Annotated in this window: 23 protein-coding genes; 9 read left to right on the top strand and 14 right to left on the bottom strand. The window is 41.6% G+C overall.

Features of this window, described 5'->3' with window-relative positions:
- Positions 1-49 precede the first annotated feature (49 nt).
- The 5 genes from CLV31_RS00550 to CLV31_RS00530 form a co-directional block, all read right to left on the bottom strand.
- A complete protein-coding gene (locus tag CLV31_RS00550) occupies positions 50-727 on the bottom strand; it encodes a ParA family protein (protein WP_245943292.1) in 678 nt (225 codons plus the stop codon).
- Positions 711-2039 carry a relaxase/mobilization nuclease domain-containing protein gene (locus CLV31_RS00545; protein WP_111390929.1) on the bottom strand — a complete coding sequence of 443 codons (1329 nt, stop codon included), beginning with the start codon at positions 2037-2039 and terminating at the stop codon, positions 711-713. The genes CLV31_RS00550 and CLV31_RS00545 overlap by 17 nt, the downstream gene beginning before the upstream one ends.
- On the bottom strand, positions 2036-2401 hold the full coding sequence (locus CLV31_RS00540) for a plasmid mobilization protein (RefSeq protein WP_146250839.1): 366 nt from the start codon (positions 2399-2401) through the stop codon (positions 2036-2038). The genes CLV31_RS00545 and CLV31_RS00540 overlap by 4 nt, the downstream gene beginning before the upstream one ends.
- Before the next feature lie 152 nt (positions 2402-2553).
- Positions 2554-3474, bottom strand: a complete 921-nt coding sequence (locus CLV31_RS22215; protein ID WP_111390927.1) for a helix-turn-helix domain-containing protein — start codon at positions 3472-3474, stop codon at positions 2554-2556.
- A 2-nt stretch (positions 3475-3476) separates the two neighbouring features.
- Positions 3477-4040 (bottom strand): GNAT family N-acetyltransferase, encoded by a 564-nt coding sequence (locus CLV31_RS00530; RefSeq protein ID WP_111390926.1) that lies wholly within the window; start codon positions 4038-4040, stop codon positions 3477-3479.
- 686 nt (positions 4041-4726) lie between these two features.
- Here CLV31_RS00530 and CLV31_RS00520 point away from each other — a divergent pair.
- From CLV31_RS00520 to CLV31_RS00510, 3 genes are all read left to right on the top strand, one after another.
- Positions 4727-5134 carry a helix-turn-helix domain-containing protein gene (locus CLV31_RS00520; RefSeq protein WP_111390924.1) on the top strand — a complete coding sequence of 136 codons (408 nt, stop codon included), beginning with the start codon at positions 4727-4729 and terminating at the stop codon, positions 5132-5134.
- Positions 5135-5202: 68 nt separating this feature from the next.
- Positions 5203-5949 carry a ParA family protein gene (locus CLV31_RS00515; RefSeq protein ID WP_111390923.1) on the top strand — a complete coding sequence of 249 codons (747 nt, stop codon included), beginning with the start codon at positions 5203-5205 and terminating at the stop codon, positions 5947-5949.
- Between the two features lie 7 nt (positions 5950-5956).
- Positions 5957-6226 carry a hypothetical protein gene (locus tag CLV31_RS00510; RefSeq protein ID WP_245943291.1) on the top strand — a complete coding sequence of 90 codons (270 nt, stop codon included), beginning with the start codon at positions 5957-5959 and terminating at the stop codon, positions 6224-6226.
- A 171-nt stretch (positions 6227-6397) separates the two neighbouring features.
- On the opposite strand, the gene CLV31_RS00505 is transcribed toward CLV31_RS00510, so the two are convergent.
- The 7 genes from CLV31_RS00505 to CLV31_RS00470 all read right to left on the bottom strand — a co-directional run bounded on the left by CLV31_RS00505 (position 6398) and on the right by CLV31_RS00470 (position 13800).
- A complete protein-coding gene (locus tag CLV31_RS00505; RefSeq protein WP_111390922.1) occupies positions 6398-7378 on the bottom strand; it encodes a pentapeptide repeat-containing protein in 981 nt (326 codons plus the stop codon).
- 669 nt (positions 7379-8047) lie between these two features.
- Complete coding sequence (locus tag CLV31_RS00495; RefSeq protein WP_111390920.1) at positions 8048-8608, bottom strand: JAB domain-containing protein; 561 nt, start codon at positions 8606-8608, stop codon at positions 8048-8050.
- A gap of 322 nt (positions 8609-8930) precedes the next feature.
- Positions 8931-9947, bottom strand: coding sequence for a toprim domain-containing protein (locus CLV31_RS00490; protein ID WP_111390919.1), 1017 nt, complete (start codon positions 9945-9947; stop codon positions 8931-8933).
- A 192-nt stretch (positions 9948-10139) separates the two neighbouring features.
- On the bottom strand, positions 10140-11162 hold the full coding sequence (locus tag CLV31_RS00485; RefSeq protein ID WP_111390918.1) for an AAA family ATPase: 1023 nt from the start codon (positions 11160-11162) through the stop codon (positions 10140-10142).
- Between the two features lie 107 nt (positions 11163-11269).
- On the bottom strand, positions 11270-11551 hold the full coding sequence (locus tag CLV31_RS00480) for a helix-turn-helix domain-containing protein (RefSeq protein ID WP_111390917.1): 282 nt from the start codon (positions 11549-11551) through the stop codon (positions 11270-11272).
- Positions 11552-11638: 87 nt separating this feature from the next.
- Positions 11639-12475 (bottom strand): hypothetical protein, encoded by an 837-nt coding sequence (locus CLV31_RS00475; protein ID WP_111390916.1) that lies wholly within the window; start codon positions 12473-12475, stop codon positions 11639-11641.
- Between the two features lie 11 nt (positions 12476-12486).
- Entirely contained in the window at positions 12487-13800 is a 1314-nt protein-coding gene (locus CLV31_RS00470; protein WP_111390915.1) for a site-specific integrase, read from the bottom strand.
- 969 nt (positions 13801-14769) lie between these two features.
- Between CLV31_RS00470 and CLV31_RS00465 the strand changes: the two genes are divergently transcribed.
- The 6 genes from CLV31_RS00465 to CLV31_RS00440 all read left to right on the top strand — a co-directional run bounded on the left by CLV31_RS00465 (position 14770) and on the right by CLV31_RS00440 (position 22043).
- Positions 14770-17112 (top strand): TonB-dependent receptor, encoded by a 2343-nt coding sequence (locus tag CLV31_RS00465; protein WP_111390914.1) that lies wholly within the window; start codon positions 14770-14772, stop codon positions 17110-17112.
- Between the two features lie 16 nt (positions 17113-17128).
- Positions 17129-18295, top strand: coding sequence for a PepSY-associated TM helix domain-containing protein (locus tag CLV31_RS00460; RefSeq protein ID WP_111390913.1), 1167 nt, complete (start codon positions 17129-17131; stop codon positions 18293-18295).
- Between the two features lie 566 nt (positions 18296-18861).
- The gene (locus tag CLV31_RS00455) at positions 18862-19479 is read left to right on the top strand and encodes a TetR/AcrR family transcriptional regulator (protein ID WP_111390912.1); all 618 of its coding nucleotides are present in this window, start codon (positions 18862-18864) and stop codon (positions 19477-19479) included.
- A gap of 107 nt (positions 19480-19586) precedes the next feature.
- The gene (locus CLV31_RS00450) at positions 19587-20099 is read left to right on the top strand and encodes a carboxymuconolactone decarboxylase family protein (protein ID WP_111390911.1); all 513 of its coding nucleotides are present in this window, start codon (positions 19587-19589) and stop codon (positions 20097-20099) included.
- A 76-nt stretch (positions 20100-20175) separates the two neighbouring features.
- A complete protein-coding gene (locus CLV31_RS00445; protein WP_181452539.1) occupies positions 20176-20838 on the top strand; it encodes a DUF2461 domain-containing protein in 663 nt (220 codons plus the stop codon).
- Between the two features lie 11 nt (positions 20839-20849).
- Positions 20850-22043: a DUF763 domain-containing protein gene (locus CLV31_RS00440; RefSeq protein ID WP_111390909.1), complete on the top strand. Its 1194-nt coding sequence runs from the start codon at positions 20850-20852 to the stop codon at positions 22041-22043.
- Between the two features lie 88 nt (positions 22044-22131).
- Here CLV31_RS00440 and CLV31_RS00435 read toward each other — a convergent pair whose 3' ends face one another.
- Complete coding sequence (locus CLV31_RS00435) at positions 22132-22914, bottom strand: LytR/AlgR family response regulator transcription factor (RefSeq protein WP_111390908.1); 783 nt, start codon at positions 22912-22914, stop codon at positions 22132-22134.
- A gap of 3 nt (positions 22915-22917) precedes the next feature.
- Positions 22918-23943 carry a sensor histidine kinase gene (locus tag CLV31_RS00430; RefSeq protein WP_111390907.1) on the bottom strand — a complete coding sequence of 342 codons (1026 nt, stop codon included), beginning with the start codon at positions 23941-23943 and terminating at the stop codon, positions 22918-22920.
- Positions 23944-23974: the final 31 nt, after the last annotated feature.

The following is a 23974-nucleotide window of genomic DNA, read 5'->3' as shown; positions in this document are numbered from 1 at the left end:
TTATGTTCAGGTAGTACCAGATCTGCCCTTACTCCTTGGACAAGTTTGCTTATGTAGTCTCCGTTTCCCATGGCTGGTCTGCTTCTATATGGTCATCAAATAATTTGTTGAAAATGGGATCCAGGATAGGCACGAGCGATTCCGGAGTGTAAGAGGTAGTCAGTCTTTGGAAGTCTATCCGATCCGATACTGGGGAGGTCAACTCACCGAATTGGCCAAGTGCCTGATTGACACTCTCCATGGTTTCGTACTTGACCGATGTTTTGACTCTATTGGGAATCAGGATAATCCGGCTATCAGGATTCACCTTTTTGACCACGTAGCAAAACTCAAAGGTGCTCGTGACGCTGTATTCATCGTAGCAAAATGGACAGATGATCAATTCTGATTCCTTGAGTACCGGGACCAGGTTGTCGTCATCCATTCTCCCGGCAAGGTCAATGACGGTGAGAATTCTGGGATCTTGGGAGGCTCTTTTTCGGATAGACTTGAACCCCGGAATACTCGATAGCTCGACTTCATAGAGCTTTTCATTTTCCAAGAGGTCTGAATTGAGATACTTGTTGTAAAGCGACTGCTGAAAGTCCATATCAAAGACTTTCACCTTTCTTTTCCTTTTCTGGACGGCAAAATTTGAAAATAGCACCGCGAGGGTACTTTTTCCCACTCCGCCTTTTTGGTTTGCGAATAGAATAATCATGGCCTTCTCTTTATCTGGTGATTTCATTTTCTCCCTTGCGCTTTTTGCTTCTTTTCCTGCCGTGAACCGACTCATCATCGATGTCATTGGCGATATTGAGTACCGGTGCGAGGTCAAAAATCGTTTGGCTTTGTCCTTCCTTATGGGGTTCGCTTTCATGGAAGTATTGCCGTAATGCCAGCTGTTGCTCAGCAGAAAGAATGTCGCTGGCTGCGATATCTCCTTGGGCTGTTTTCAGGTAAGAATACCCATCCCGATTCTCCAGCTTCAAAGCATGGTGCTCCAAACCTTGCCGAACAGTCGAAAAATCATTGAGAGCTGATTGAAGCTTTACTTTTGCCTCGATCAAATCGATCGGTCTATCCTTGCTAGGCTGCTGAGCTTGATAGGTTTTTCGTTCGCCTTCTTGTTCAAAAAATCGCTGAATCGGAAATACCTCACTTCCTTTAAAAATGATCTTGTTGGCATGATCAATCAGGGAATAACCATAGGGCCTTTTCCCATCTTTGCCATGGAATACGAGCTGAAGCCCAAATTTGTCCCGGATAAAATCACCAAGATCCGAGCGATACCCAGTTTGGTTTCCTTTTTTTCCACCGGGTTTCGGCTCAAAAAGACAGGTGGGTTGGCTCTGGTAAACCTTGGAATACCGATCCAAAATCGCCTTTAGTTGTTTTGCCCGATCCTTATTCAACTGATAGGACTGGATCTTTTGGTTGAACTCTGAAGCAGGAATCTGGCCTTGTACTGAACCATACTTGATCAATTCGATCTGCCCGTCTTTTTCCCGCACTTTAAATCCCAAGTTTTCCAGAATTAGGAATCCTTGGGCTTTGGTACTGAATCGAAACTCCATCAAGCCATCCGCAGCCTTCGCTGCTTCATGCTTGGGATTGAGCCTCATGATCTCGTTGATTGCTTCTTGTGCTCTTAGCTTCTCAAATGAATCACTGATCTTTTTGCCTTCCCGGTCGATCCTCGATGACACAATGTGGACGTGGTTATTTGCCGTGTCCTTGTGAAAAACGATCAAAAAGGGATTAGCTCCATAGCCCATTTTATCAATCCACTCATGGGCAATATCAGTCAGCTCTTCTTTGGAATACTCCCTCCCCTTGCAGCTGATCATCGCATGAAACTGCTTGTCCTTGACCAGTGTATTTCTGTTCGAATGAGCTATCAGGTAATTTTTCACCTCATTCGGTCCCACATCCCTGGTATCCTGCAAATACCCAAAATTCCGGAGTCGGGTCAGCTCACCCTTTTCATTTTGGGTTTTGTTCGTGTTGTAGGTTACCCCATTGAATGAACTTGCGCTGGAAAGAATTTTAACTCTCATTTGATTGCCTGGTAGATCTGCTTCAAAAACTTGTTCATGAAATCCCGATGCTCAAGATGCTTGGCCATCTGTATGGTGTGATTCAGAAAAATCTCTGGGGAAATTTTGTCTCGATAGGTATTGGCGTGCTTGGCCAGCTGGTTGATATTATTGTTTACCCGAGCCTGTTCGGCAACCACCTTATCGATTGCATTTAGAATTCCCTTAGTGTCGATGATCTTGATCGTTTCAGCGCTGAGCTTCATTCTGATCAAGTGGCTCAAAGACACTCCAAGGGATCTGCTTTCCTCCTTCAATCGGGCAAAAACATCCGGCTTTAACCGAACCGATACCCAAGAGAGATTTTCTCTTTTCTCCATCATGGCGACATGTTGATGGGGGTAAAGGATTGGATTCCGTAGGCGAAAAAAAATACCTAAAACTGCGTAATTGGGATAAATAGGCATATCTGCGTATAGAGAAATACCTATACGCAGATATACTTAGTCTTAGGATAAAGCCTAGAAAATCAGGATTATGAGTAGGAATTCAGTACGTTGATCAGCTCAACTCGATTTTTGCTGTCCGCTTTTTTAAAAATTGTCTGAAGGTGTTTGTTGACGGTTCGTTCTGAAATAAAAAGTTCTTCAGCGATTTCTTTGCTGGTAAGGCCTTGGGCTACTTTCTCCGCCACTTCGCATTCTCGTTTGGTCAAGCCCAATTCGGCACATCGTTGGCCGAAAAAAGCACTGGGATCAACCGGAGGTCTCAGGTCAGAATCATTGAGTTTTGCGAAGACCTTTCTGTTTTCGAAGATCATCTTTCGAATAAACAAAAACGTGATGATGATAAAGCCTCCATTGGTACAAATCACCTCGACGAATTGGGTGGCATCAACATAGCTAAAAACCGGTAACAAGACCCAAGGTACCGCTGCCGAATAAGTCAAAATTGCTTCCAATGAATTTTGTGATCCTTCAAATTTCTTTCGGATACTCAGAAAAATGATCACAATCAAATAAATCGCATAAACCAAAGGAATAGCTAAACCATACCAGATGGTGGCTGGAAGGTCATCCAATAATGGAAGCCCAATACAAAAGAAAAGCAGGAATGGAGCTATCAAAAATATCCAAACGCCGATGCGCGCATTCCATCTCAAATCATCCAGTTCAAAAACTCGATAAAAATAATAGGGAAAATACGCCCCCATTACAAAGCCAGTCCCGTAGGCAAGATTGATCTGCAAATTGATATCAATCGGGAGAGCGGGATCTGGAAATAAACCTCCCGCAATATTGTAAATGATCAAGAGACCCAGGAGAATCAAATAGTATTGACGATTCTTTTCAGCGGGATTTTGGAGATACAAAACCAGCTGAGAGACAAAAAATAGCACCTCGCACACGACAAAAATAAAAGTCGCCAGGTGCATGTCAGTTCCAAACACTGTCATAATTAATCCTTTCTATAGAAGTAAAATGGGAAGCCAAATTGAGCGGAAGATGCATAAACTGAGAACCCAAAATTCTCATACCATTTAAAATTGCGTTCTGTCGAAGTCTCCAAGCAAACAGGAAGCTTCTTGTCTTCAGCCATGTCAAGAACTGACTTGAGCAGCTTGGATCCCTCCCCTTTACCTTGATTTTCTGGCTCTACGCCAATAAACCAGACATATAGAAATGGCTCTTTGGGCTGGACAGCTTCGATGCTGGATTCCCGTTTGAGCACCTTCGAAATTCTTGAAATACCAATTCCCTGAAGGGCCAGTTTCAGGTCCCAAATCCAAAGGCTAAATGGCTTTTGCTTTCGGTCAGAATACTTGATCAAGACGCAGGATTTTCCGCTATCGGATACATACACTTCTCCGTTTTCCAGACAGTTTGCCAAACTGTACTCCATTAGAATTCTTCTTCCGGAAGCTGATTTGCCCACGACAAAATCAACGGATTTATTGCCTTCAAAAGAACTCACTAAGATGTTAATGATTTTTTCTCGATCCTGTTCAATGAATTTTCTCATGGTTCAGTCATTTTAAATTTTACCGAGTTGCGAGGTCAAATCCCTCCATTTTGGATGATTCTGATAAGAATCACCGGAATGGCAAGTGCGTGTTTGGGAGAAAAATTCGGCAGAATTTGTGTCACAAATACACAACTTGCAAGGAACACGCAAAAGGTTCCTCAACACTCTTATTCATCTTCACATGCTGAAAAAAGCAAGGTCAATTCTTCGATATCCCTCAAGGCCATAGCTTCCCCACTACCGGGAAAGGCGCCAAAATTTTTGGCTGAAAATTAAATGTGGCGTACTGATTAAAATCGGAACAAACCTCAGATCATTAGAAAAAGGATATCGAAATATCCCTATATCGGTATTTCGATATATATAGATATGCAGATATTTACATATATAGAAAACCAATAATCACCTTTCAAAATACATTTGTAAGTATATATTTGTCATGAGTGATCTACAGTAGATCGGCAAAAGAGAAAATAGGCAAAATCCTATTCCTCAGACTCTATTTGCTGATGGTAGCCCTGAGTTCAATAAATCAAAGAATGAAGAGGCCAAGCAGAGCGGCTCAATTGAGCAATCCGATTAGACCTAAGGATAATTCCTTTGAATATATCCATTTATAAAAATATATGGTTTTGCTATATTTTGGAAAAAATCTATCGTTTTAAAATCCGAATCTTTCAGATATGACTGAAAATCAACGCCTAAAAATCATCAGGAAATTCTTAAAAGAAACCCAAGAAGATTTCGGGGCTTCCTTGGGATTGACTCAGGCTGGATATTCTGACATAGAACGAGGCAAGAACAGTGTTTCAGGAAAAATCAAGATCCTTCTCAAAAGGGAACACCACATCAATCTCCAATGGCTTGAGACGGGAGAAGGTGAAATGTTTAGTGCTACCATCGAGGATCGTGAAATGGATTCAGACAAAATGGGCCGCGAACAGCACTTCTTTGAGCAGCTTCAGTCTGAAATCGACAGGCTTCAAAAAGAAGTGACCCGACTCTCTGCCGAGAACAGCTCCTACAGCGAATTGGTAAGATCCAAGAACCTGATCATCGAGAACTTGGAATCCAGAATCAATCAAAAGTAATTACATTTTTATATAAATACTTTTTTATGGAAATACATTTTCATATCTTTAGTTAAACCAACTGAATTATGAAGACTATTTCCATCATGAATCACAAGGGAGGAACGGGTAAAACCACCTCCTCCATCAACATCGGTGCTGGGCTTGCCAAAAAAGGTCTAAAGGTTCTGTTATTGGATATCGACTCCCAAGCAAATCTGACTGAGGGATTGGGAAAGGGTGACCCGGAATTATCTGTTTATGATTCCATCCGAGAAAATAAAAAGTTACCGATCCTAAATGTCTCCGAAAATCTAGACCTAGTTCCCTCATCGATCGATTTATTGGGCGCTGAAATGGAGATCGTATCCAAGATTGGCCGGGAGCAAATCCTCCATAAACTGCTAAAGCCTATCCGCTCAGAGTACGACTACATCATCATTGACTGTCCTCCTTCTGTTGGGCTGTTGACCGTCAATGCAATGGTAGCCAGTGATACCATTCTGCTTCCTCTTCAAGGAGAGTATTTCGCTTACAAAGGAGTGGACCGGCTTCTGGGCATAGTAAATGAAGTCCGGGATAACCTAAACGACAAATTGGAAATCGGAGGAGTGTTCATTACTCAAATAAACCCAAACCGAATTCTTACCAAAACTATCGTCGAGAAACTAACCGAGGATCTCCAGGATAAAGTATTCGATACTAAAATCCGGATCAATGTTGCCTTGGCTGAAGCCCAACTCCAAGGACAAACCATTTTCGACTATGCACCTGAGTCCAATGGGGCAAAGGACTATGAAATGCTAGTCGAAGAAATTCTAAACAGATTAAACTGAGCAAACCATGGCAAAGAAGCTAAATGACCCAAGCAAGGGCAATAAAAACCTCGGCACCAAACAGCGAGGAATCGGAGTGCTGATCAATCCCGAACCAGAACTCCAGCAAAAAGAAAAAGTATCAAGCAAAGAATTCGACACCGAAGATGTAAAGATCTATTCCCTACGGATTCCTACCGCCATGTTTGACAAGCTCAAGTATGAAATCGGCCGGGAGACCAAAGCGTCAATGCGGGATATGATTTTGAAGGCGGTGGCGGAGTATTATGGGATTTAGGTAAGTGAATAAATACTTTTTTTTGTGTAACAAAAGCCAGCCTTTGTGGCTTTTGTTAATATTTCGTAAGCGACAATTCGCTTTTCCATTATTTGAAAAAAATGCAAATTTCTGAGCCCTGTTTTTTTGATATCATCAACTCTATTGGTCTAAAATATTCAGATTTTTAACTTATTTACTAGGAGCACCTTTTGCTCCATTCAGGTCTGCCCGATTAAAATTAATTCTTTCTCCTTGTGCCATACTTAGATCGGCCTCTTTAAGATTTGCAGAATAAAAGTCAGTTCCAGTAAGCAAGGCTCCATAAAGGTCAGCTTTTTCAAGATTTGTATTTCTAAAATTCGCAAAAGAGAGATTCGCTCTTCGTAAAGTTGCTCGTTCTAGATCTACTCCTTCCAATTTTGCCTTAGTTAAATCTGCATTTTCTAGATTGGCTCTATTAAGTGTGGCTCCAGTTAGATCCGCTCCAGAAAGATTCGCATCCCTAAGATTTGCATTCCAAAAAAGGCATCCCTTTAAATCCTCCCCACTAAGGTTGACCCCCACCAATTTTACATCTGTCAGGTCCGCTCCTTTTAAGGCTTTCCCATTCAACTTTGCTCCTGTAAGATTCGCATAAAGAAGATCTGCATCTTCTAACTTCGCACCTATAAGGTTGGCATAAGATAAATCCGCATGTTGAAGATCTGTTTTCATGAAATTAGTGTTGGAAAGGTTTGCAGAATAAAAGTTACATGCACTAAGATCTTGATTACTAAAGTCTCGGCCACTAAGATCCACCTTTTTAAAATTTGCTTTGTTTAAGATCGCTGCAAATAGAATTGCCCCGTTTAACAAAGCACCGTTTAAATTTGCTCCCTCAAGATTAGCTTTTCTTAAATTAGCTTTAGTTAGAGTTGAAGAACAAAGATTGGCTTCTTTTAAGTTAGCTCCTTCCAAATTTGTCCCCTCTAAATTTGCTTCAAAGAGATCAACTCTACTTAGATTTGCCATTGAAAGATTAGCAGATCCTAATTTCGCATTATATAAATCTAAATACCTTAAATCAAATCCAGAAAAATCTCCTAATAGTGTAGCTCCTCGCAATTCGAGCAATTCATTTTTCCCACGTTTTTCTAAAAGTTTTTTTAAATCATCTGGCTTTAAAATCATAGTTTCAAATATTTATTTGTTTTGTATAAGTGAATTAATTCTCTCTCTTTTTAATTTCATTTTTTGAAGCTAACTCGATTGATTTTTCCACAATCCTATCTTCATTTCTATTGATTCTTAATTGTTTATTTTTAAAAAGTGGGGAGAGGGGGACTCGAACCCCCAGCTCTCTTCCCTGAGTTCAGATTACTCTTCTATTGTTTCCAATGTCATATAGCATGGGGCTGGAAACCGTTCTCCCCGCGAGAGCTACCCCAACTACTACACTTTTGATTTTTTCTATCATAGCCGTAAAGTTTAGCATTAACATCATTGTAACCAATGAGGAGAACGATATCATTCCAACTAAGGACATTGTAAACTCAATAGTCAATGAAATCTTTAAACTCAGGCTCTTTTGTTCCCCTTTCAGGAACGATGCTTTTAATAACCAAATTTCTTTTTCTTAATATAAACAAAACACCAAATCTAACTTCACAAATTAATTCGTATTTAGAAGAAATGCGTGAAATTGGAACCTTATCTGTTAAGGAGAGAAATTTAAGCAATTCGGTGATTTGACCAAAGGCTGAAACACACCTTTGTCGGAAACAATCAAATCTGACTTTGTTTATTTAAAAATCCTGACTCTTTTGTCCTTGAAATCAAGTTTAATAGAAAAAAGGAAGCCTAAAGCTCCCCTTCATCTGCAAAGGAAAAGTACCCTTCTGAACTTAGGATAACATGATCCACAATAGGTAGATCCAAAGCTCGACCGATTTCTACCAATCTTCGGGTTAGTCTTCTATCCTGTTCGGATGGTTGAAGATTTCCACTCGGATGATTATGACTAATAATTAAGGAGGATGCGTTAGCCTTCAATCCGGCAGCAAAGACTAATTTAGGATCTACAACAGTTGTCGACGTTCCGCCAGTACTGATGGTGCAAATACCCAACACACGGTTGCCTCTGCTTAGAAGCATCACTTGAAACTGCTCGACGTATTCCAGAGCATCTGAATTCCAGAACTTTAACAAGACATCATAAACTTGCCTGGAACATGTAACTTTTGGACGTTGACTTGCCTTGATTTTGGGTCGATAAGCCAGTGTGATTTCTGCGACTTCATTAAAGTGGAATGATTCATGTGATTTTGATTGATTTTCATCGGTCACATGGAATCTCGCATTAAGGTTTATCAAGGGTTCAGACACGTTAGAGTTTTGCTCGATTTGAGTTAAAGCTTCCATAATTTTTTGAGTTTTGGTGAAACATGAATTATGGAATGATCCCAGCCCTGTTCCGAGCAAGGCCAAGAGGAAAAGGAATAAACCATCGGAGAATTGAGGGATAGCTTTATGCCGGAAGCTCTTGGCTGCCCCGAGGATAAAGGGCTAACTTATTTCGGAATTCAGGGTCACCTACTCATCTCTTTGTAAAAAATGAAAAAGGGTTTGGCGATGCCAAGAAACAATTCAGGGAAAAATGGACATTAGAGAGTTGCTAAAGCAATATCAAAATGACTTTTAGGATGGAAATAAAGATTAGGGAAAGATTTTGAACGCCACCTTTTCACCGAGCCATTATTCCAACCAAAAACGCATTCAGATCCTCATAATCAGAATAAACAGCCCTCTGGTCGAAAATATCCACCTGCATTTTCCAAATCTCCTCTACTTTTGACTCCTCGATTTTTAAGTTGACTATCAACTGTGCAAGTTTATCCTTTCGACCTCTCAATGCTGTCAAATCCCAATCAGTAGCCAATCCATTTTGAAAGCAGTATTGGTACAGCTTAGCAACTTTGATAAAACCATTGGTGTAAGTCTCCCCGGTAGCGTCATTATCTAGGTAAAGCTCAATTTTCTGACTTTCCTTTAAGCTATCTAGCATCAGACGCATACTTAGATTAGCTGTACTGTTTAAAATGATGGCTTTGAAATCTGTAGCCCCAGAAAGTTTCAAATAGCTCAGAAAGTCAAACCAGCCTTCAAAAACTTTGATGGATTTAGCGGCCCCAAGGACTTGAATCGAAATTCCGCCTCCCAAAATATTACCCTTGAAAATAGAGGATCGGAGTACCCAACCGCCCGATTTATTCGGAAAACCAACTGCGAAATATCGCTTGCCCTTGTTCTGCCAATGGACCTCCTTAGCGAAGGGAGCTATATCTTGAATATCAATCCCCCTTCCTTGAATGTATTGTATCAAGGCATCGTGGCTGATCTCTGAAACCTTCTCCACCACGATCTTCTGGGCGATCTCAGTTTTATGCCTCGGAACAAACTTTTTTACTGGAACAGATCCAGAAAGACTTTCTACTGACTCAAAAAAGGTTTTGTTTTCAAATTCCTGCACCGCTGCGATAATATCTCCCCCCTTTCCGGCAGCATGGTCATACCACACATTCGCTTTGTCATCCACCGCAATTGAGCCAGTTCGCTGTTCCAAAAAGCCAAAAAAAGATTCTTTGCCGTGGATGCCTTCGTATTTCAGAAGTCCGGATCTGACCAGGCTATGGAAATATTCCAGCACTGGGAATTCCTGTTTGATCTTGGCCGCTACTTGTTTTACTTCAGAGTAGTTCATAATATTTACATTTTTATATAAATATATCTATACATAAATAATGCATCTTATTGATTTAAAGGAGTCTTATCTTTCCTTTTGTCGTGAATTGTCGGACTACCTGCAAAAAGAAAAAGAGGGGTAAAGGCTAGTTGAAATCGTACGAATCGCACACCTCGTACCCCTCGTACAGTTCGATTTTTACGATTGAGCTTACTCGTCCAACTCAAGTTGCTTGAGCCATTTCCTTACAGCTCCTTCTGACACTCCGAGTTCCTGAGCTATCTTGACATTGGTATGGCCTTCATTTTTGAGTTCTAAGGCTTTGGTCTTCAGTTGAGATTTATCGACCGGATTCAACTGCTTTAAATGATCTGACTCTTTCCCAAACTGGAGGAAGCGAAACGAACTGAAATTGGAGTCTTTACCGATTTTACAGACCAGGACATTTTCAGAGGGATATTTAAAAGCACCATACCTGACTTTTATCTGCTTCAGGTATTTAATGGAGGGGTCTTTTTGACTTTCACCTACAGCGAAACAAGAATCAATCAGGTTGATAAAGCTCTTACTACCTTGGATATCGTTTCTACTGATCGGAGCAAACAGGTTCCTTTTTGGAGTATGGGCAATGAGCAAAATCGACCACCCGTGAATCTTCTTCAGATTGTTTAGCCTGATTAAAAAAGGAGTGGTATTCCTTGCCTTCTCATTATCTGAAATCACACAAGACAGATTATCGATGACGAGGATTTTTGCACCAGACTTGGAGGCCTGAACTTCTATCTCTTTAAAAAGAAAGCTTTCATACTCTTCAAAAGCCTCATCAAATCCATAAGGATTGATTTCTGCTCTCAAAAAAAGGTCACTGAATTCGAAATGATCAAACAGAATATCCCTTTCCTTATCGTATTGAGCATATCTCATTTCAAACTGCTTGGCAGTCAGTTCCAGGTCGAAGTAGATGACTTTGGATGCTTTCAGCTCCATCTCCAATCCTAGAGTTGGAACTCCTTTCGAAACACTGTCGATAATTTGTACGGCAAGCAAAGACTTACCTTGATTGGTATCAGCGAAGAGAATGCATAGCTCTTCCTCATACCAAAACGGACCAAAGATCTTTTTTGGAATAGGTTTGGTCTTGGCTTCATCCATCCATTCGTTGGCGGATTTGATGATTAGAAAGTCACCGGAATTTGGATCATTGGAATTTGTACTATGATTTATTGAAGTCATATTTCTGCATGTAAGGGTTTGATAAAGAATGCAGAAACAGTATCTTTAAGTCGTCAAACAGGATACTGAATCCACAAAAGAATTGGGCGAGTTCGAAAGGGCTCGCTTTATTTTTTTCTGGGGTTTCGCTGTCGACCAGCATTAAGGACCTCTGATTTCTTGAAGTACACACTGCTGTTGATCATGTGTTCCTTCAGGAATCCTTCTTTTCTCCAATTATTAATGGTGGTTCGGGATCTACCCAGGAGCTTCATCACTTCGGGGATCTTGATGAATTCTTCTTCAGGGATAGTAGGATTTGAAACCTTGGATAATTTGTTGACGATAGCTTCCGCTATTTCATTGATGAGTTGCCCTTTGTCGATGGGACTTAAGATGACATTGTTCATGATCGGCTGAAAATTTGTTTCTGGCCGAATCTGCCCAAAAATGACCTTGGATAGTTAGTGGGATACTATCCAAAAAGAATGATAGGATTACAAATCTGACCGATTACCGATAAAATCGTCGATAGAGGCAACTTTTCTTTTCAAGCCTGCTTTCACGAAAATTTCTCTGACTTTAAAAAGTTGTTCTTTTCTTTTGCCGCTTAGGTCTTTTGTAGTCAGGATATCATGGGAAATCTTAGAAAAATAATCGCGGATTCCCCTGTCGGTTCCGCCAATCACACTTGAGATTACCTTGTCAAATCCTCCGCTGGTTAATTCCGGATCCTGTTGCAGCGCTTTTTGCTTCAACTCATTTAATGAGCCTGGACTCCCAAGGAGGAAATCGATGGCAAGAAGGGAGATGGTTTTGTCATACTCCACGAGCTCAATTTGCTCTTCTTGATAATCGATACCTTTTCTAAGGTTAGAATAAAAAATCTCAGCTCCTGCGAAATCATTCAAATCCAGATTGAGGAACTCCTTATAATTATATGGCTTGGTCAGAGGATCGATGTAATCAAAAAATCGACTTGTCTCCCGTAGATTCTTTCTGGCCTTTCCCATGATCACGATGAAAGTCATAATTGAGCCCGCCAATACGAATAATCCAAAGGCATACTTTAGAGTAGACGGGTGAACCAAAACAATAAATAATACCGATATGAGCAAAACTACCGCAATGAGGTAACCAAGACCTTGGAGCAGATACCCTCTCCTTTTATGAAAGGCTAAAAAATCTTCGAAGAACATTTTATGGCCATCAAAAATCTGCCAACCTAATCGGTAGGCCAAAATGCGTTCCTCCTCAGATAGCTCATCAAAATACCAGAATGTTTCTTTTGCCTTGTATTGGCCAAGTGAAAGGTCTGATTCAAATTTTTTCATCAGTAGTTGGTTTAGTCCCAGGCCTGACTCATGGCATCTCTTTTCCTTGACTCATCGACCTGGACGTATCGCTTGAAACTTTTGTAATCGGAGTGGCCGGTGATCTTCATGACCACTTCAGCCGGAATTCCTTTGGCAAGAGATAGGGTAACAAATGTTTTTCTGCCGGTATGAGCGCTGACAAGTTCATGCTTGGGGTAAATTTTGGATTCCCTTACGGCTCCTCTATACCTTACTATCTCAACAGGATCTTTAATCCCCGCCAATTCGCATAATTCCTTGACGTAATCATTAAACTTTTGGTTTGAGATCATAGGAAGTGGAAGAACTCTTTCCTCATACTTTTTCAGAATCTCCCGAGAAATTCTGGTAAGAGGAACAATCGATGGTTCTTTCGTCTTGGTGATTGTCAGTCTGATTTCATTTTCCTTGATATGCTCTCTCTTGAGCTGGAGTAAATCAGAAAATCGATAGCCAGTTACACAGCTAAAGAGAAAAATATCTTTGACTTGGCTTAACCTCGGATTTGCACTTACATCAAGAGCATACAAAGAATCGAATTCCTGCTGATTAAGTGCTATGACTTCAAGTCTTTCTTTCTTTACAGAAAAATCCTTGTAACCCTCATGGATCTTGATGCCTCTCCGTCTTGCATAGCTCATAAAGGTCTTCAGCGTACTTAACTGTTTGGCGATGGTGATATTATTAATTGTTTTTATGTTTCCTGTGTTAGGGTGGACCTCTTTCCAGTCAATTAGGAAATTTTGAAATCTCTGCATGAAGGAATAATCCATGTTTTCAAATCGAATAGGTGTCCCTGTCTTTTCCTGGAAATTTTTTAAATGCTTCTTCAAGGATTTATAGACCACCATACTACCCTTCACCCTATTGACTCCATTTTCCTGAATGTATTGATCGATAAAGTCATAAACCAATTCTACTGGCTCAGATTTTTTGATGACCTCCTTTTTTGTTTCTTTGATTTTTGCAATCAGCATATCGAGATCATAGGGTTCTTCTTTCGCTCGAAACCCTTCTTCGATTTGTCTGACTTTATTTCTGATTTCAAGTAATTCATCTTGGTTTTGGAGCAGATAGCTTTTTGGAGGAACAACAGATCCAAACTTCTTCTCGAGAGCTACTTTTTGTTTTGCTGTCATGTCTAGGATCTCTTGCTTTTCAGCAGACCATAGATCAGGCAATAATCGGATTCCAGTTGAAATCACTTTCCTTTTCCCACCTAAATGGACAACTAGCATTAAGGGCTGCTCGCCTTTCTTGTTTTGTAAATCGTGCCTTAAAATGAATCTTACTGTTGCTTCCATTGTCTGATCTTTCTTAAATAAAGATACTGAATGAAAATTTCAGTAGCGAATTCAGTAGCGAAAATATCGCTCAAAAGTGGTCAAAACTTACCAAAAACTTCATCCTAAAAAGAAAAAAGGACTTCATTTGGGTGTTTGAAGGTGATTTTGTACATCTACGAAAAAAAGGTTCGAATCCCCCACTCTCTGCAATAAAAAGCCCGTATTCAAATATGATTACGGGCTTCATTTTTCTGAAAGTTTCCAAAAAAACTTCACGATTAGAATAAACCTGACAGCGGTTTTACACTTTCATGGCTGTGGGCGAAAAGCCTAATTTCATATAACTTTTCTCTGAAAGTCTCCAATAATTACCTCGCAGCAGAATAACTGAAACTACATTCTAGCCCAGCTGCGCATGATCCTCCTCCCTTGCCAGATCGTCTAAGTAATGTCTGCGGTCAGAAGTTGGTCTTATGTGCCTCTTCTTAGCGTAGAATCTTCCCAGCACCTCTGAACGCCAATTAGGTATTGAGCGAAGTTTAATGACTTCACTCAATTATTCCAACCAATATGCATTTGGTCCATTTTAATTCCCACCTACTTCATAACTATACCACAAATTTGTTTTATATGAAGGGTGGATCGAGTGTAAGCTAAAGCTTTGGTAAACTTTTTAGCCAGAGGCCCGATTGCAGGGAAGTAAATCTGCACCTAGTCCTATTCATGATTCTGCTCTACCCAGAGGAGGTGGTCTTAAGTCAAGAATCTGAAACCAAAAAGTCAATGCCCCCGCTATTGAACAGAAAATTAATAGAATAGCAATTCCTTAATGTTTCCGGATTGGATATCAAATCTGACCAAAAAGAGACTTAAGCTTTACTCTTTTTTTTCGGGAATCAACCATTAAAAAAAAAATCATTCTTATTTAGATTTAATAAAAATAGACTTTTACTTTTGCCTTAACGATAATCAGTCTAAATAAAGCCAATGAGATCACTATTACTTTTCCTAGCACTCTTTTCTTTTACTGTCAGCCTAGGGTATTCTCAAAACCAAATATCGGGTAAAGTTACTTCGCAGGATGGTCAACCCCTGATAGGAGTTACCGTGATAGTCACAAAATCCAAGAAAGGAGCGGTTACCAACACAGAAGGATACTATTCCATTTCCAATCTTCCCAATGGGGAAATCAAACTAGTCGCCAATTATCTGGGCTACCTAGCGGCAGAGAAAACCCTCATCTTGGCCAACAATTCCCAAACCGTAGATTTTATACTTCAAGAAAGTAATGAACTCCTTCAGGAGGTAGTAATTGCCTCAGAACGTGAAGTGGGATATGTAGCAACCACCCAAACCGCTGCCACGTTTGGCCCCCGAAGAATGCTGGATTTACCCCAGTCTGTATCGGTGATTACGCAGGAGGTTTTACTCGATCAGCAGGTTCGGGCATTGGGGGATCTGGTCAGGAATGATCCCTCTGTCATAGTCAGTAATCCTCCGGGATTTAATGAGACCTTAAACATGAGAGGCTACAACCTGGATAACTCCAGCAGTTACAGACGCGAAAATTTAATCTTCCAAAATCAGGTCGTCAGCCCCTTTGAAAACAAGGCCGCAGTAGAAATTGTAAAAGGTCCTGCGGCAATCCGTTATGGATTTACTCCTCCCGGTGGAATCATCAATTATGTTTTGAAAAGGCCTACTAAGACTCCTCTTGTATTTATCCAAGGATTTGGAGACAGCAATGGAACAGTTGGTGTTCATGGGGATTTTGGAGGCAAAGTCAATCAAAATTTTGGTTACAGAATCAACACAGTGATTTCTGAAGAAGCATCTTATGTAAAAGGTGTTTCAGGCCCTAGACAACTTTTCAGCGCACTGTTTGAGTGGACCCCAACGGAAAAATTGACGATTGATTTCGAAGGAGAATATCAATACCGAGAATTGGAGCAACAGGCTACCCTAAGGCTTAACTCCTTTTCAAGAGATTTAAGCATCGAACAGCAAAAACAACTGATCAAGGATTTTGACCCCAGAACCTTCATTGGCCAAAAGTGGGGAACCTACCCTACCCGAAACTTTGTAAGTTCCATTGGGACCACCTATAAGATCAATGCTGATTGGAAGGTTCAGGGAAGGATTCAAAAAATGAATCTTATCCGGGATCAAAAAGCAGCTGGAATTGTAAACCGGTCCCTTCAGGCTAACGGGGATTTCGTTTCCGAGATATTTTTTGATCCCGCCCAAGTCAGAGATCCATTGTCTATCGAGGCATTTATTACCGGTAAGGTAAAGACTTTTGGATTGGAGCATAATCTTTCCATCGGTGGTGCCTACAGCAACAATCCGCTCAAGTTTTCTCAGGGAAATGCCCAATTTATCGCAGGACCTTCGAACATTTTCAACCCGGTTGAGCTACCCTTCCCTGAGGCGAAAGCCGGTCAATCCGTCGAAGCATTGGTATTTACCCAAAAAGCGGCCTTTGTTACCGATTTCATCAAGGTTTCCGAAAAATTGGAGCTTTTGGCAGCGGTCAGATTTACTGAACAGCAAAACCGGGATGTATTCAATGATTCGGGCACCCTTCAAGAATCGTATAGAGACAATATTTTCTCCCCAAATTTTGGAATAATCTACAAACCACTGGAAAATCTGAGTGTGTACAGCAGCTATGCTACCGGAGTTACCAACGGTTTACAAATCCCTTCTGATGCAGCCAATTTTGGTACTGATATCTTCCTGGACCCTGTAGAAACAGCGCAATTTGAAGTAGGCTTTAAGGCGGATCTATTTAAGCGGGTATTGCTAACCGGAGCCTATTTCGACATTGATCAACCTTTGGCCTTCCTGGATCAAAACAATGTGTTTGGATACGGGGGAAGCCAACGACACAGAGGGGTTGAGACCACTTTCTCTGGTCAGGTGACAGACAACTTTAAGGTAATTGTGGGAGGATTGTATTTAAATGCAGTGATTGATAATCCAAGTCAGCCCAACCTGGATGGACAGCGCCCTGCAAGCGTCCCTGAGCTTCAAGGTAATATTTACGCGGATTATGCTTTTGACTTTGTAAAAGGTCTTTCTGTAAATGCCGGGGTTTTCTATACGGGTGATCGTTTTGCGGACAATTTCGGCACATTCAATGTGGATGGATTTACCCGATTGGATTTGGGCTCACGATATGAATTCAATCTCTTCGGTAAAAACCTGACTGCCCGACTGAATGTAAGGAATGTGACCAACATCCGCTTTATAGAAGGATTGGCATTTGGCAGCTTTCTCTATGGAGCACCCACCACTGCAATTTTTTCCCTAGCGGCGAATTTCTAATTGCAAACTGAATATCATGCGAATCAAAAAGGCGGTAAGAAATCTACATTTGTGGCTGGGACTAGTCTCCGGATTGGTATTGTCCATAGTGGGAATCACAGGTTCCATCTATGTATTCGAGCCTGAGCTTAGCGCCTTTTTGGATCGTGAGCTGTATCACTTGCAGGGAGAAGAGTCCATTTTTCCGAACGATTATGCGATTGCAGAACATATCGAAAGGGAGACTGGTCAACTGATCCAGAGTATCCAATGGCCTAAAAGAGGTCGGGACACGTATGTTTTCAAGCTTTTCGATGACCCTATCTGGTACTACCTGGATCAAAGCACAGGAATAATTACCCCCGGAGGTGAAGCCTTGGGAAATTCTTTTTTTGGATTTATTCTCGATCTTCATACTACGCTGACTTTGGGTGAAATCGGGCGATTAGTAACCGGAGTTGCCACATTGATTTTTACTCTAATGATTTTGACTACGGGATTGTATTTATGGTTTCCGACCAATAAAGGGAGAAGAAAATCAAGTTTCAAAATCAAATGGGACGCCAGCAAAAAAAGAGTCAATTATGATCTGCACAATGTCACTGGGTTTTATTTTTTCCTCCCCCTTTTTCTTGCAGGGATTACAGGAGCTGCTTTCTATTTTGATGATGAGATCCAATGGGCGGTAGACGTGATTACCTTTTCAGAACCCGCTTCTGAATCGGTTTGGGAATCAAAAAGCAGTAAACCCGAGTCAAGCCCTAATGCCAAGCTGATGTCTACTCAGGAAGCCTTAAAGGAAATGAATAAATACTATCCTGATTTTTTCAAACGTAACCTATGGCTCACTGATCAAGCCGACGGGAAACTATCCTTTGCTTATCAGCATCGAACTGATATTTACAGTGGACCGGATCATAGAATATTTTTGGCCGTTGATCCATACACTGGTCAAGTTTTGTCTGAGAACAATCCAGATAAATTACCTCGGGGATCGGCCTTGATGGCTCAATGGCAATTGCCGGTTCACTTCGGAGAATTTGGAGGCTATCTCACTCGAATCATTTGGTTTATTGCAGGGCTTTTACCGGCATTATTGACTTACACCGGAGTTAAAATCTGGTGGGGAAGAAAGAAAAACAATACTTTTTTTAAGGTCTCCTCAAAGCATAAAGTGAAGTCGTACTCTGAGACCATAACTTAGGATCCCTCCTCTAGATCTTAACTCATCAATAAAGAACCGTTCGGGAGACCTTCATGCCTGAGTATTAGTCAAATTTGAATAGGAAAGATTAGGTTTTGCTTCATTCTCCAAGGAATGGATTGATCTGAACTTTGTTTGCAACCTAGGTCACACCTTTATTTTATTGATTCGGGTTAAAAATATGAGTTTGCAATTTTATCTTATGTGATTATCCGCAATGATGCCAGAAGATCAAAATGGCCTCATCCCCATATTTATCGGGACCGGCCTTCGGATTCGGAGTTATTAATGGGAAGTGAGAATAGAAAATATGTAATCAGAATATATATCCTGGCTGACACTGATATTTATCTCTCCTGATTACCTGAATATTTGTTTCCAAATGAGAATTGACCTTGAGGAATTCAACTCAATCGCCTGCTTTCTTTAAATATTAACTTGCCTACGGGATACCAACTCAAAGAACTTGTCAAGAATTGCGTTAATATTAGAATTGTTGACCGTAATTGTAGCAATGCCTAAAGAATTTTGAGATAAGTAGAAATCTTAGATAGAAGGCGTAAAAAATGAAAAGGGCTCGAAACAAACAAGCAAAAGGTGACCGCAAGCAGGACATCCTAAACTGCGCGGAAGAACTCATTCAAGAAAGCGGATTAGAAAGCCTGAGCATTGCCCAAGTTGCTAAAAAGGTAGGCTTGGCTGTAGGCACGATTTACCTGTATTTTCCAAAAAAAGAAGACATCATCGCTCATCTGACGATTAAATCGAGAGAGATCCTTTTGCAAAAATTCATAGAAAGTGGTGATTCGAGTTCAGACGCTTTGAAAAAAGTCCGCATGATGCTTTGGGCCTATTTTAATTTTTACAAAGAGCATCCATTTTACCATCAGTTGGTGTCCTTTTACGAAACCAATGCCGGACTGGAAGAACCCGAGGAACTCCTGATGGCCAGCCGAAAAATCACCAATTATGTTATTGAGGTCATCCAATCGGGAAAAGCTCAAGGATCAATCCATCCGGATATCGATGAATCGGAATTTTCATTCCTGCTTTGGGCCTCGGCAGTGGGAGTCATCCAACTCATTGATGTAAAGTCAGGCATCATCCAACAACAGTTAAACAAAAATACAGACGCTTTTTTTTCATCTTATATTAACATGATAATCAGATCATTGAAAAAATAAATTGATTTTTTTTCCTTCTTAAAAAACATAAATGAATTACGTTCAGTTATCGAGTCGAGACAGATAACCTGTCCCATTTAATCCAAAACAATAACTATCGTACATCTATGGAACTGAAAGAAGTTACCCTATTTGAGACCGCCGCGAAGTTTGGAATCTTCTCCATTGCGAGGCGTAAACCAACCGTCTTTGATGCATTTCTCAACCTGGCCCACGAGGTCATGCATTCCGAGAGTGCCTTCACACCACTCACCCGCGAGCTTTTGGGAGCGTATGTTTCCAAGCAATTTGGCTGTTCATTCTGCCATTTGGGGCATTTGGAGACCGCTTATGCGATCGGAGGTGAAGAAGTAAGAAGTCTGGTGGATCATCCTTCCGAGGAGTTGAAACCGATTTTTGCCTTGGCGGACAAAATCGTCGCAAACGCAGTAACCGAGGAAAATATTCTTTCTTTTTTGAACCTTGGCTACACCGAAAAACACTATGAAGATGTGGTTTTTGTGTGCGCCCTTTTTGGCTTTGCCAACCGTATGGTTACTGGATTTGGGATCGAATATGACGCCAAGCGAGACGAGGCCTCCTCCCGGTTTTTGGCCCAAGGTTATCGAATGAATCACTGACACTTGACTTTCGGCTTTCTTTCCATGGTTCTTTTGCTTCAAGAAAGAGGTCTTTTCACACTAAAAATCCATGACCATGTTCACTTCCAATTACCTATCCTTTTTCGCACAGCTCAGCGAAAACAACAACACTGATTGGTTTAACACCCATAAAAAAGACTTCGAAAAAGACGTCAAAAAGCCTTTTGAAGTATTTATTTCAAAGTTAATTCTTGAGATGAACACCTTGACTCCCGAGATTACCATTTCTCCTTCAGAGGCAATATTCCGAATCAACAAAGACATTCGATTCAGTGCGGACAAGTCTCCTTACAAAACAGAAATGTCTGCGGTGATTTCCAAAAAAGGGAAGAAAAGTAATCCTTGTCCTGGGCTTTACCTCAGTATTGGCGCTAAGGAGGTGACTATTGGTTCTGGATTGAAAATGCTGGAAAAGGAAGAATTAATCGAAGTCCGGCACCATATTGCTCAGCATTCTGAGCGATTGGAGGAGATCATCCAAGAGCCAAAGTTCAAGCAGGCCTTCGGAGAAATTCAGGGGGACAAAATCAAGAGGATTCCTGAGGAGTTTAAAGAAGCGGCAACCCATCAACCCTTGTTGTACCACACCTCGTTTTTGGCGATGACAAAACTTCCGGCCACTGAAATCACCAAGCCAGACTTTCTTGAACAAATACTGCGTTTGTACCAACTTACCCTGCCTTTTGCGAAATTTCTTAGCGAGCCAATCCAAAGCTAAAAACCAATCCAATGAAGCGATCCGGCACTGCTGACCTTAAACTCATGGGTGGAAGTATTCCCACCTGGTTATTTGATCGGATGACCCGACTGAGTCTGCCGATTGTGGAGACGATTTTGATGGAGTACGGGAAAAAAGAGTTTCTGATAAGAATCTCAGACCCTTTCTGGTTCCAGAGTTTCGGAGCGGTCATCGGGATGGATTGGAATTCGTCCGGTGTCACCACTGCGGTGATGAGTGCCTTGAAAAAAGCATTGAACCCGTATTCAAAAGAATTGGGGATTTTTGTCTGTGGGGGAAAAGGAAAAGATTCCCTTCAAACACCCGCCGAACTCCTTCGAGTAGGCGACCTTATTGGGCTGGATGGGCAGGAGCTTTCACGCTCAAGTAGACTTTCAGCCAAAGTAGACAGCACTGCAATTCAAGATGGTTTTCAGGTGTACATGCACTATTTCCTGGTCAGCGACGAAGCAGATTGGTCGGTCGTTCAGCAAGGCATGAAGCCAGAAAACGGCAGGGCGCGGCGTTACCATTGGAATTCCAGCAGCCTGAAGTCATTTGTGGAGGAGCCCCACACGGCGATTTGTGGAGATCATCAGGGGGATATTTTGAATTTGGTGGACCGAAAAGCCAAACCAACCCAAACTTCCATGCTCCACATCGCCCAAGAAGATCCCGCCAAAATCCTCGCAGAAATTCCCCACATGAAGCTTCCGAACTACTACGATGTCAAGGATCAGGATGTAGACATAAAACGCCTGGGTTCTATCCTTTGGCTAGCCCAAGAGTCCCAAACACAAACTTTCGAAGAGCTTCTTCTTCTCAAAGGACTTGGACCAAGAACGCTCCAATCTTTGGCTTTGGTGAGTGAAGTGATTCATGGCAAACCTTCCCGATTTACTGATCCGGCAAGATTCTCATTTGCTCATGGAAGTAAGGGTGGAAAGCCCTTTCCAGTACCTACAAAAGTCTATGATGAGACCATAGCAACGCTAAGGAATGCTGTGGAAAAAGCCAAGATCTCTTCCACCGATCAGCAACAAGCCATCAAAAAACTCAGTGAACTCGCCCAAGCAGCCGAGTCAGACTTCACCCCCACAACTGTAATCCAAGAACTGGTCCAAAAGGAGAATGAGGAATCTTGGAAATATGGAGGGCGGACAATTGTTGGATATTCAAAGAAAGTTGAGGGTAATAGAGACTAGGCAGTAATTGGTTAATTATCCCCTTCAATCCAAAAAATTAGACCTGGAAATTTTCTATTTACAAATCAAATAAGGCTGATCTTCTACCCTACCCACTCCCCAACAACCAATGCTTGAATTGGGGACTACGTTCTTTGCTGATTTCCACCCGATTGAGCATCGGATTTTTGAGCTGCACCTCCAGACCTTTATAGGTTGTCTTGATCTGCTTGACTTCATCTATTCGGATGATGGTTTGCCGATTAGCTCGAAAGAAAACGGCCGGGTCTAATTTCCCTTCCAACTCCTCCAAGGTCTGAAAGTCTGTGATCAATCGCTTTCCTTCACGATTGACCAGAAAAATCAGTTCTTCCTTTACAAATCCCGAAACCTCCCCAATCGTCACCGGCATCAGGGTATTTTGTACCGTCACCAACATCCTTTGCAGGTGCGTTTTTCCTGATTTAACCCGATCCAATGCCATCCTTAGCTCCGGCAAAACGTAAGACTCCCGACGCTTTCTGAGTTTTTCCAAGGCATTTTTTAGCTCCTTTTTTTCGATGGGTTTGAGCAAAAAATCCACACTGTTGACCTCAAAAGCCCTGATAGCATATTGGTCAAAGGCCGTGGTAAAGATCACCGGGCACTTCGGCTCAAATCGCTTAAAGAGATCAAAGCTAATCCCATCAGACAATTGGATATCGGAGAAAATAAGATCCACCTCGTATCCATTTCCAAACCAATCCGATGCTTTTTTGACACTGGGCAGAATGGCCAAAACCTCTGCCTCCGGCATCAAATCCTTCAGATGTTTATACAGCCCATCGGCTACTAAGGGTTCATCCTCCAGGATCACCACTCGAACACGCTCGCTTGAGAAATAACTGCTCATCGTTTAGGATAAATTTTGGATCAAAGGGATGATGACTGAAAATTCACTTTCCGAAGAAATTACTTGGACAGGCTCATTACTTAAGAAACTGTATAGTTTCTTGAGATCTTCCAATCCTCTACCGTTGGACTCCATCACTTGGATCTTGGGATGAAGGGAATTGCTGACCCGAAGCGAATTCCCCTCAGCCGTTACGTTTATTCGGAGCGGGGCATCCGGATCGATGGCATTATGCTTGATGCAGTTTTCAAGCAAGATCTGAAGGGAAACAGGAACGATTCCCAAACTTTTGGACTCCTCTGATACATCAATTTTAACGTCCACACCTTTCCCAAAGCGGGTTTCCAACAAAAAGATAAAGTGCCCGATAAACTCCAATTCCTCGCGAAGGGGAACCGTCACCTTGGTTTCATGAACGAGTACATAGCGGTAGACCTTGGACAGGTTAGTCACATATTCAGAGGCGAGCGCAGGCCGATCCATGATCAGGCTGTGAAGTGAACTCAGAGAATTGAAAAGAAAGTGCGGGTTGAGTTGATTTTTGAGGTTGTCAAATTGCACCTGCGTCTTTTCACGCTCCAGTCGCTCAGCACGCAGGAGGCTTTTTTTCCATTCCTGGAAAAAATACTTTCCGAAAAAGATACTGTTGATCAGAAAGGAAAGCGTAGCAAAGGTGGCATAGGTCGTCATGCTAAACATGACCGAAAGCGAACCTTCGAGGTATTTTCCCGCAACCATGAAAAGAAGCCTATTGACCATGAGCATGTAAACCGCTCCAATCACCAGCTGAACTGAAATCCGCAGTGCCAACCCTTTGGAGTAGGGAAGGATGCTGTTCATGTACCGGTCCATCCCTTTGAAAAACTCCCAGCTCAACACAAGGAATACAAAAGTAAAGGCGATGGTCTCCGGTGGAAACTCCCCTTTTAACCCCAAGTCATCCCATAGCAAGTATCTGGTCACCCCGCTGACTAAGGTGACCAAAACAAGAATGGCATACTCCATCCAAAGGCTTTTTCTGATCTTCATTGTGCTTGTTTCAAGCGTAGATTACGTGTTT

Origin of the sequence: Algoriphagus aquaeductus (genome assembly GCF_003253485.1) — a bacterium.
Classification (GTDB): Bacteria; Bacteroidota; Bacteroidia; order Cytophagales; family Cyclobacteriaceae; genus Algoriphagus; species Algoriphagus aquaeductus.
This window is presented reverse-complemented; position numbering and strand designations above follow the sequence as displayed.

Bases quoted from the DNA above. Each gene is read 5' to 3' on its own strand.
- CLV31_RS00550 (WP_245943292.1), bottom strand. From the start codon at position 727: ATGAAATCACCAGATAAAGAGAAGGCCATGATTATTCTATTCGCAAAC.
- CLV31_RS00545 (WP_111390929.1), bottom strand. From the start codon at position 2,039: ATGAGAGTTAAAATTCTTTCCAGCGCAAGTTCATTCAATGGGGTAACC.
- CLV31_RS00540 (WP_146250839.1), bottom strand. From the start codon at position 2,401: ATGATGGAGAAAAGAGAAAATCTCTCTTGGGTATCGGTTCGGTTAAAG.
- CLV31_RS22215 (WP_111390927.1), bottom strand. From the start codon at position 3,474: ATGACAGTGTTTGGAACTGACATGCACCTGGCGACTTTTATTTTTGTC.
- CLV31_RS00530 (WP_111390926.1), bottom strand. From the start codon at position 4,040: ATGAGAAAATTCATTGAACAGGATCGAGAAAAAATCATTAACATCTTA.
- CLV31_RS00520 (WP_111390924.1), top strand. From the start codon at position 4,727: ATGACTGAAAATCAACGCCTAAAAATCATCAGGAAATTCTTAAAAGAA.
- CLV31_RS00515 (WP_111390923.1), top strand. From the start codon at position 5,203: ATGAAGACTATTTCCATCATGAATCACAAGGGAGGAACGGGTAAAACC.
- CLV31_RS00510 (WP_245943291.1), top strand. From the start codon at position 5,957: ATGGCAAAGAAGCTAAATGACCCAAGCAAGGGCAATAAAAACCTCGGC.
- CLV31_RS00505 (WP_111390922.1), bottom strand. From the start codon at position 7,378: ATGATTTTAAAGCCAGATGATTTAAAAAAACTTTTAGAAAAACGTGGG.
- CLV31_RS00495 (WP_111390920.1), bottom strand. From the start codon at position 8,608: ATGGAAGCTTTAACTCAAATCGAGCAAAACTCTAACGTGTCTGAACCC.
- CLV31_RS00490 (WP_111390919.1), bottom strand. From the start codon at position 9,947: ATGAACTACTCTGAAGTAAAACAAGTAGCGGCCAAGATCAAACAGGAA.
- CLV31_RS00485 (WP_111390918.1), bottom strand. From the start codon at position 11,162: ATGACTTCAATAAATCATAGTACAAATTCCAATGATCCAAATTCCGGT.
- CLV31_RS00480 (WP_111390917.1), bottom strand. From the start codon at position 11,551: ATGAACAATGTCATCTTAAGTCCCATCGACAAAGGGCAACTCATCAAT.
- CLV31_RS00475 (WP_111390916.1), bottom strand. From the start codon at position 12,475: ATGAAAAAATTTGAATCAGACCTTTCACTTGGCCAATACAAGGCAAAA.
- CLV31_RS00470 (WP_111390915.1), bottom strand. From the start codon at position 13,800: ATGGAAGCAACAGTAAGATTCATTTTAAGGCACGATTTACAAAACAAG.
- CLV31_RS00465 (WP_111390914.1), top strand. From the start codon at position 14,770: ATGAGATCACTATTACTTTTCCTAGCACTCTTTTCTTTTACTGTCAGC.
- CLV31_RS00460 (WP_111390913.1), top strand. From the start codon at position 17,129: ATGCGAATCAAAAAGGCGGTAAGAAATCTACATTTGTGGCTGGGACTA.
- CLV31_RS00455 (WP_111390912.1), top strand. From the start codon at position 18,862: ATGAAAAGGGCTCGAAACAAACAAGCAAAAGGTGACCGCAAGCAGGAC.
- CLV31_RS00450 (WP_111390911.1), top strand. From the start codon at position 19,587: ATGGAACTGAAAGAAGTTACCCTATTTGAGACCGCCGCGAAGTTTGGA.
- CLV31_RS00445 (WP_181452539.1), top strand. From the start codon at position 20,176: ATGTTCACTTCCAATTACCTATCCTTTTTCGCACAGCTCAGCGAAAAC.
- CLV31_RS00440 (WP_111390909.1), top strand. From the start codon at position 20,850: ATGAAGCGATCCGGCACTGCTGACCTTAAACTCATGGGTGGAAGTATT.
- CLV31_RS00435 (WP_111390908.1), bottom strand. From the start codon at position 22,914: ATGAGCAGTTATTTCTCAAGCGAGCGTGTTCGAGTGGTGATCCTGGAG.
- CLV31_RS00430 (WP_111390907.1), bottom strand. From the start codon at position 23,943: ATGAAGATCAGAAAAAGCCTTTGGATGGAGTATGCCATTCTTGTTTTG.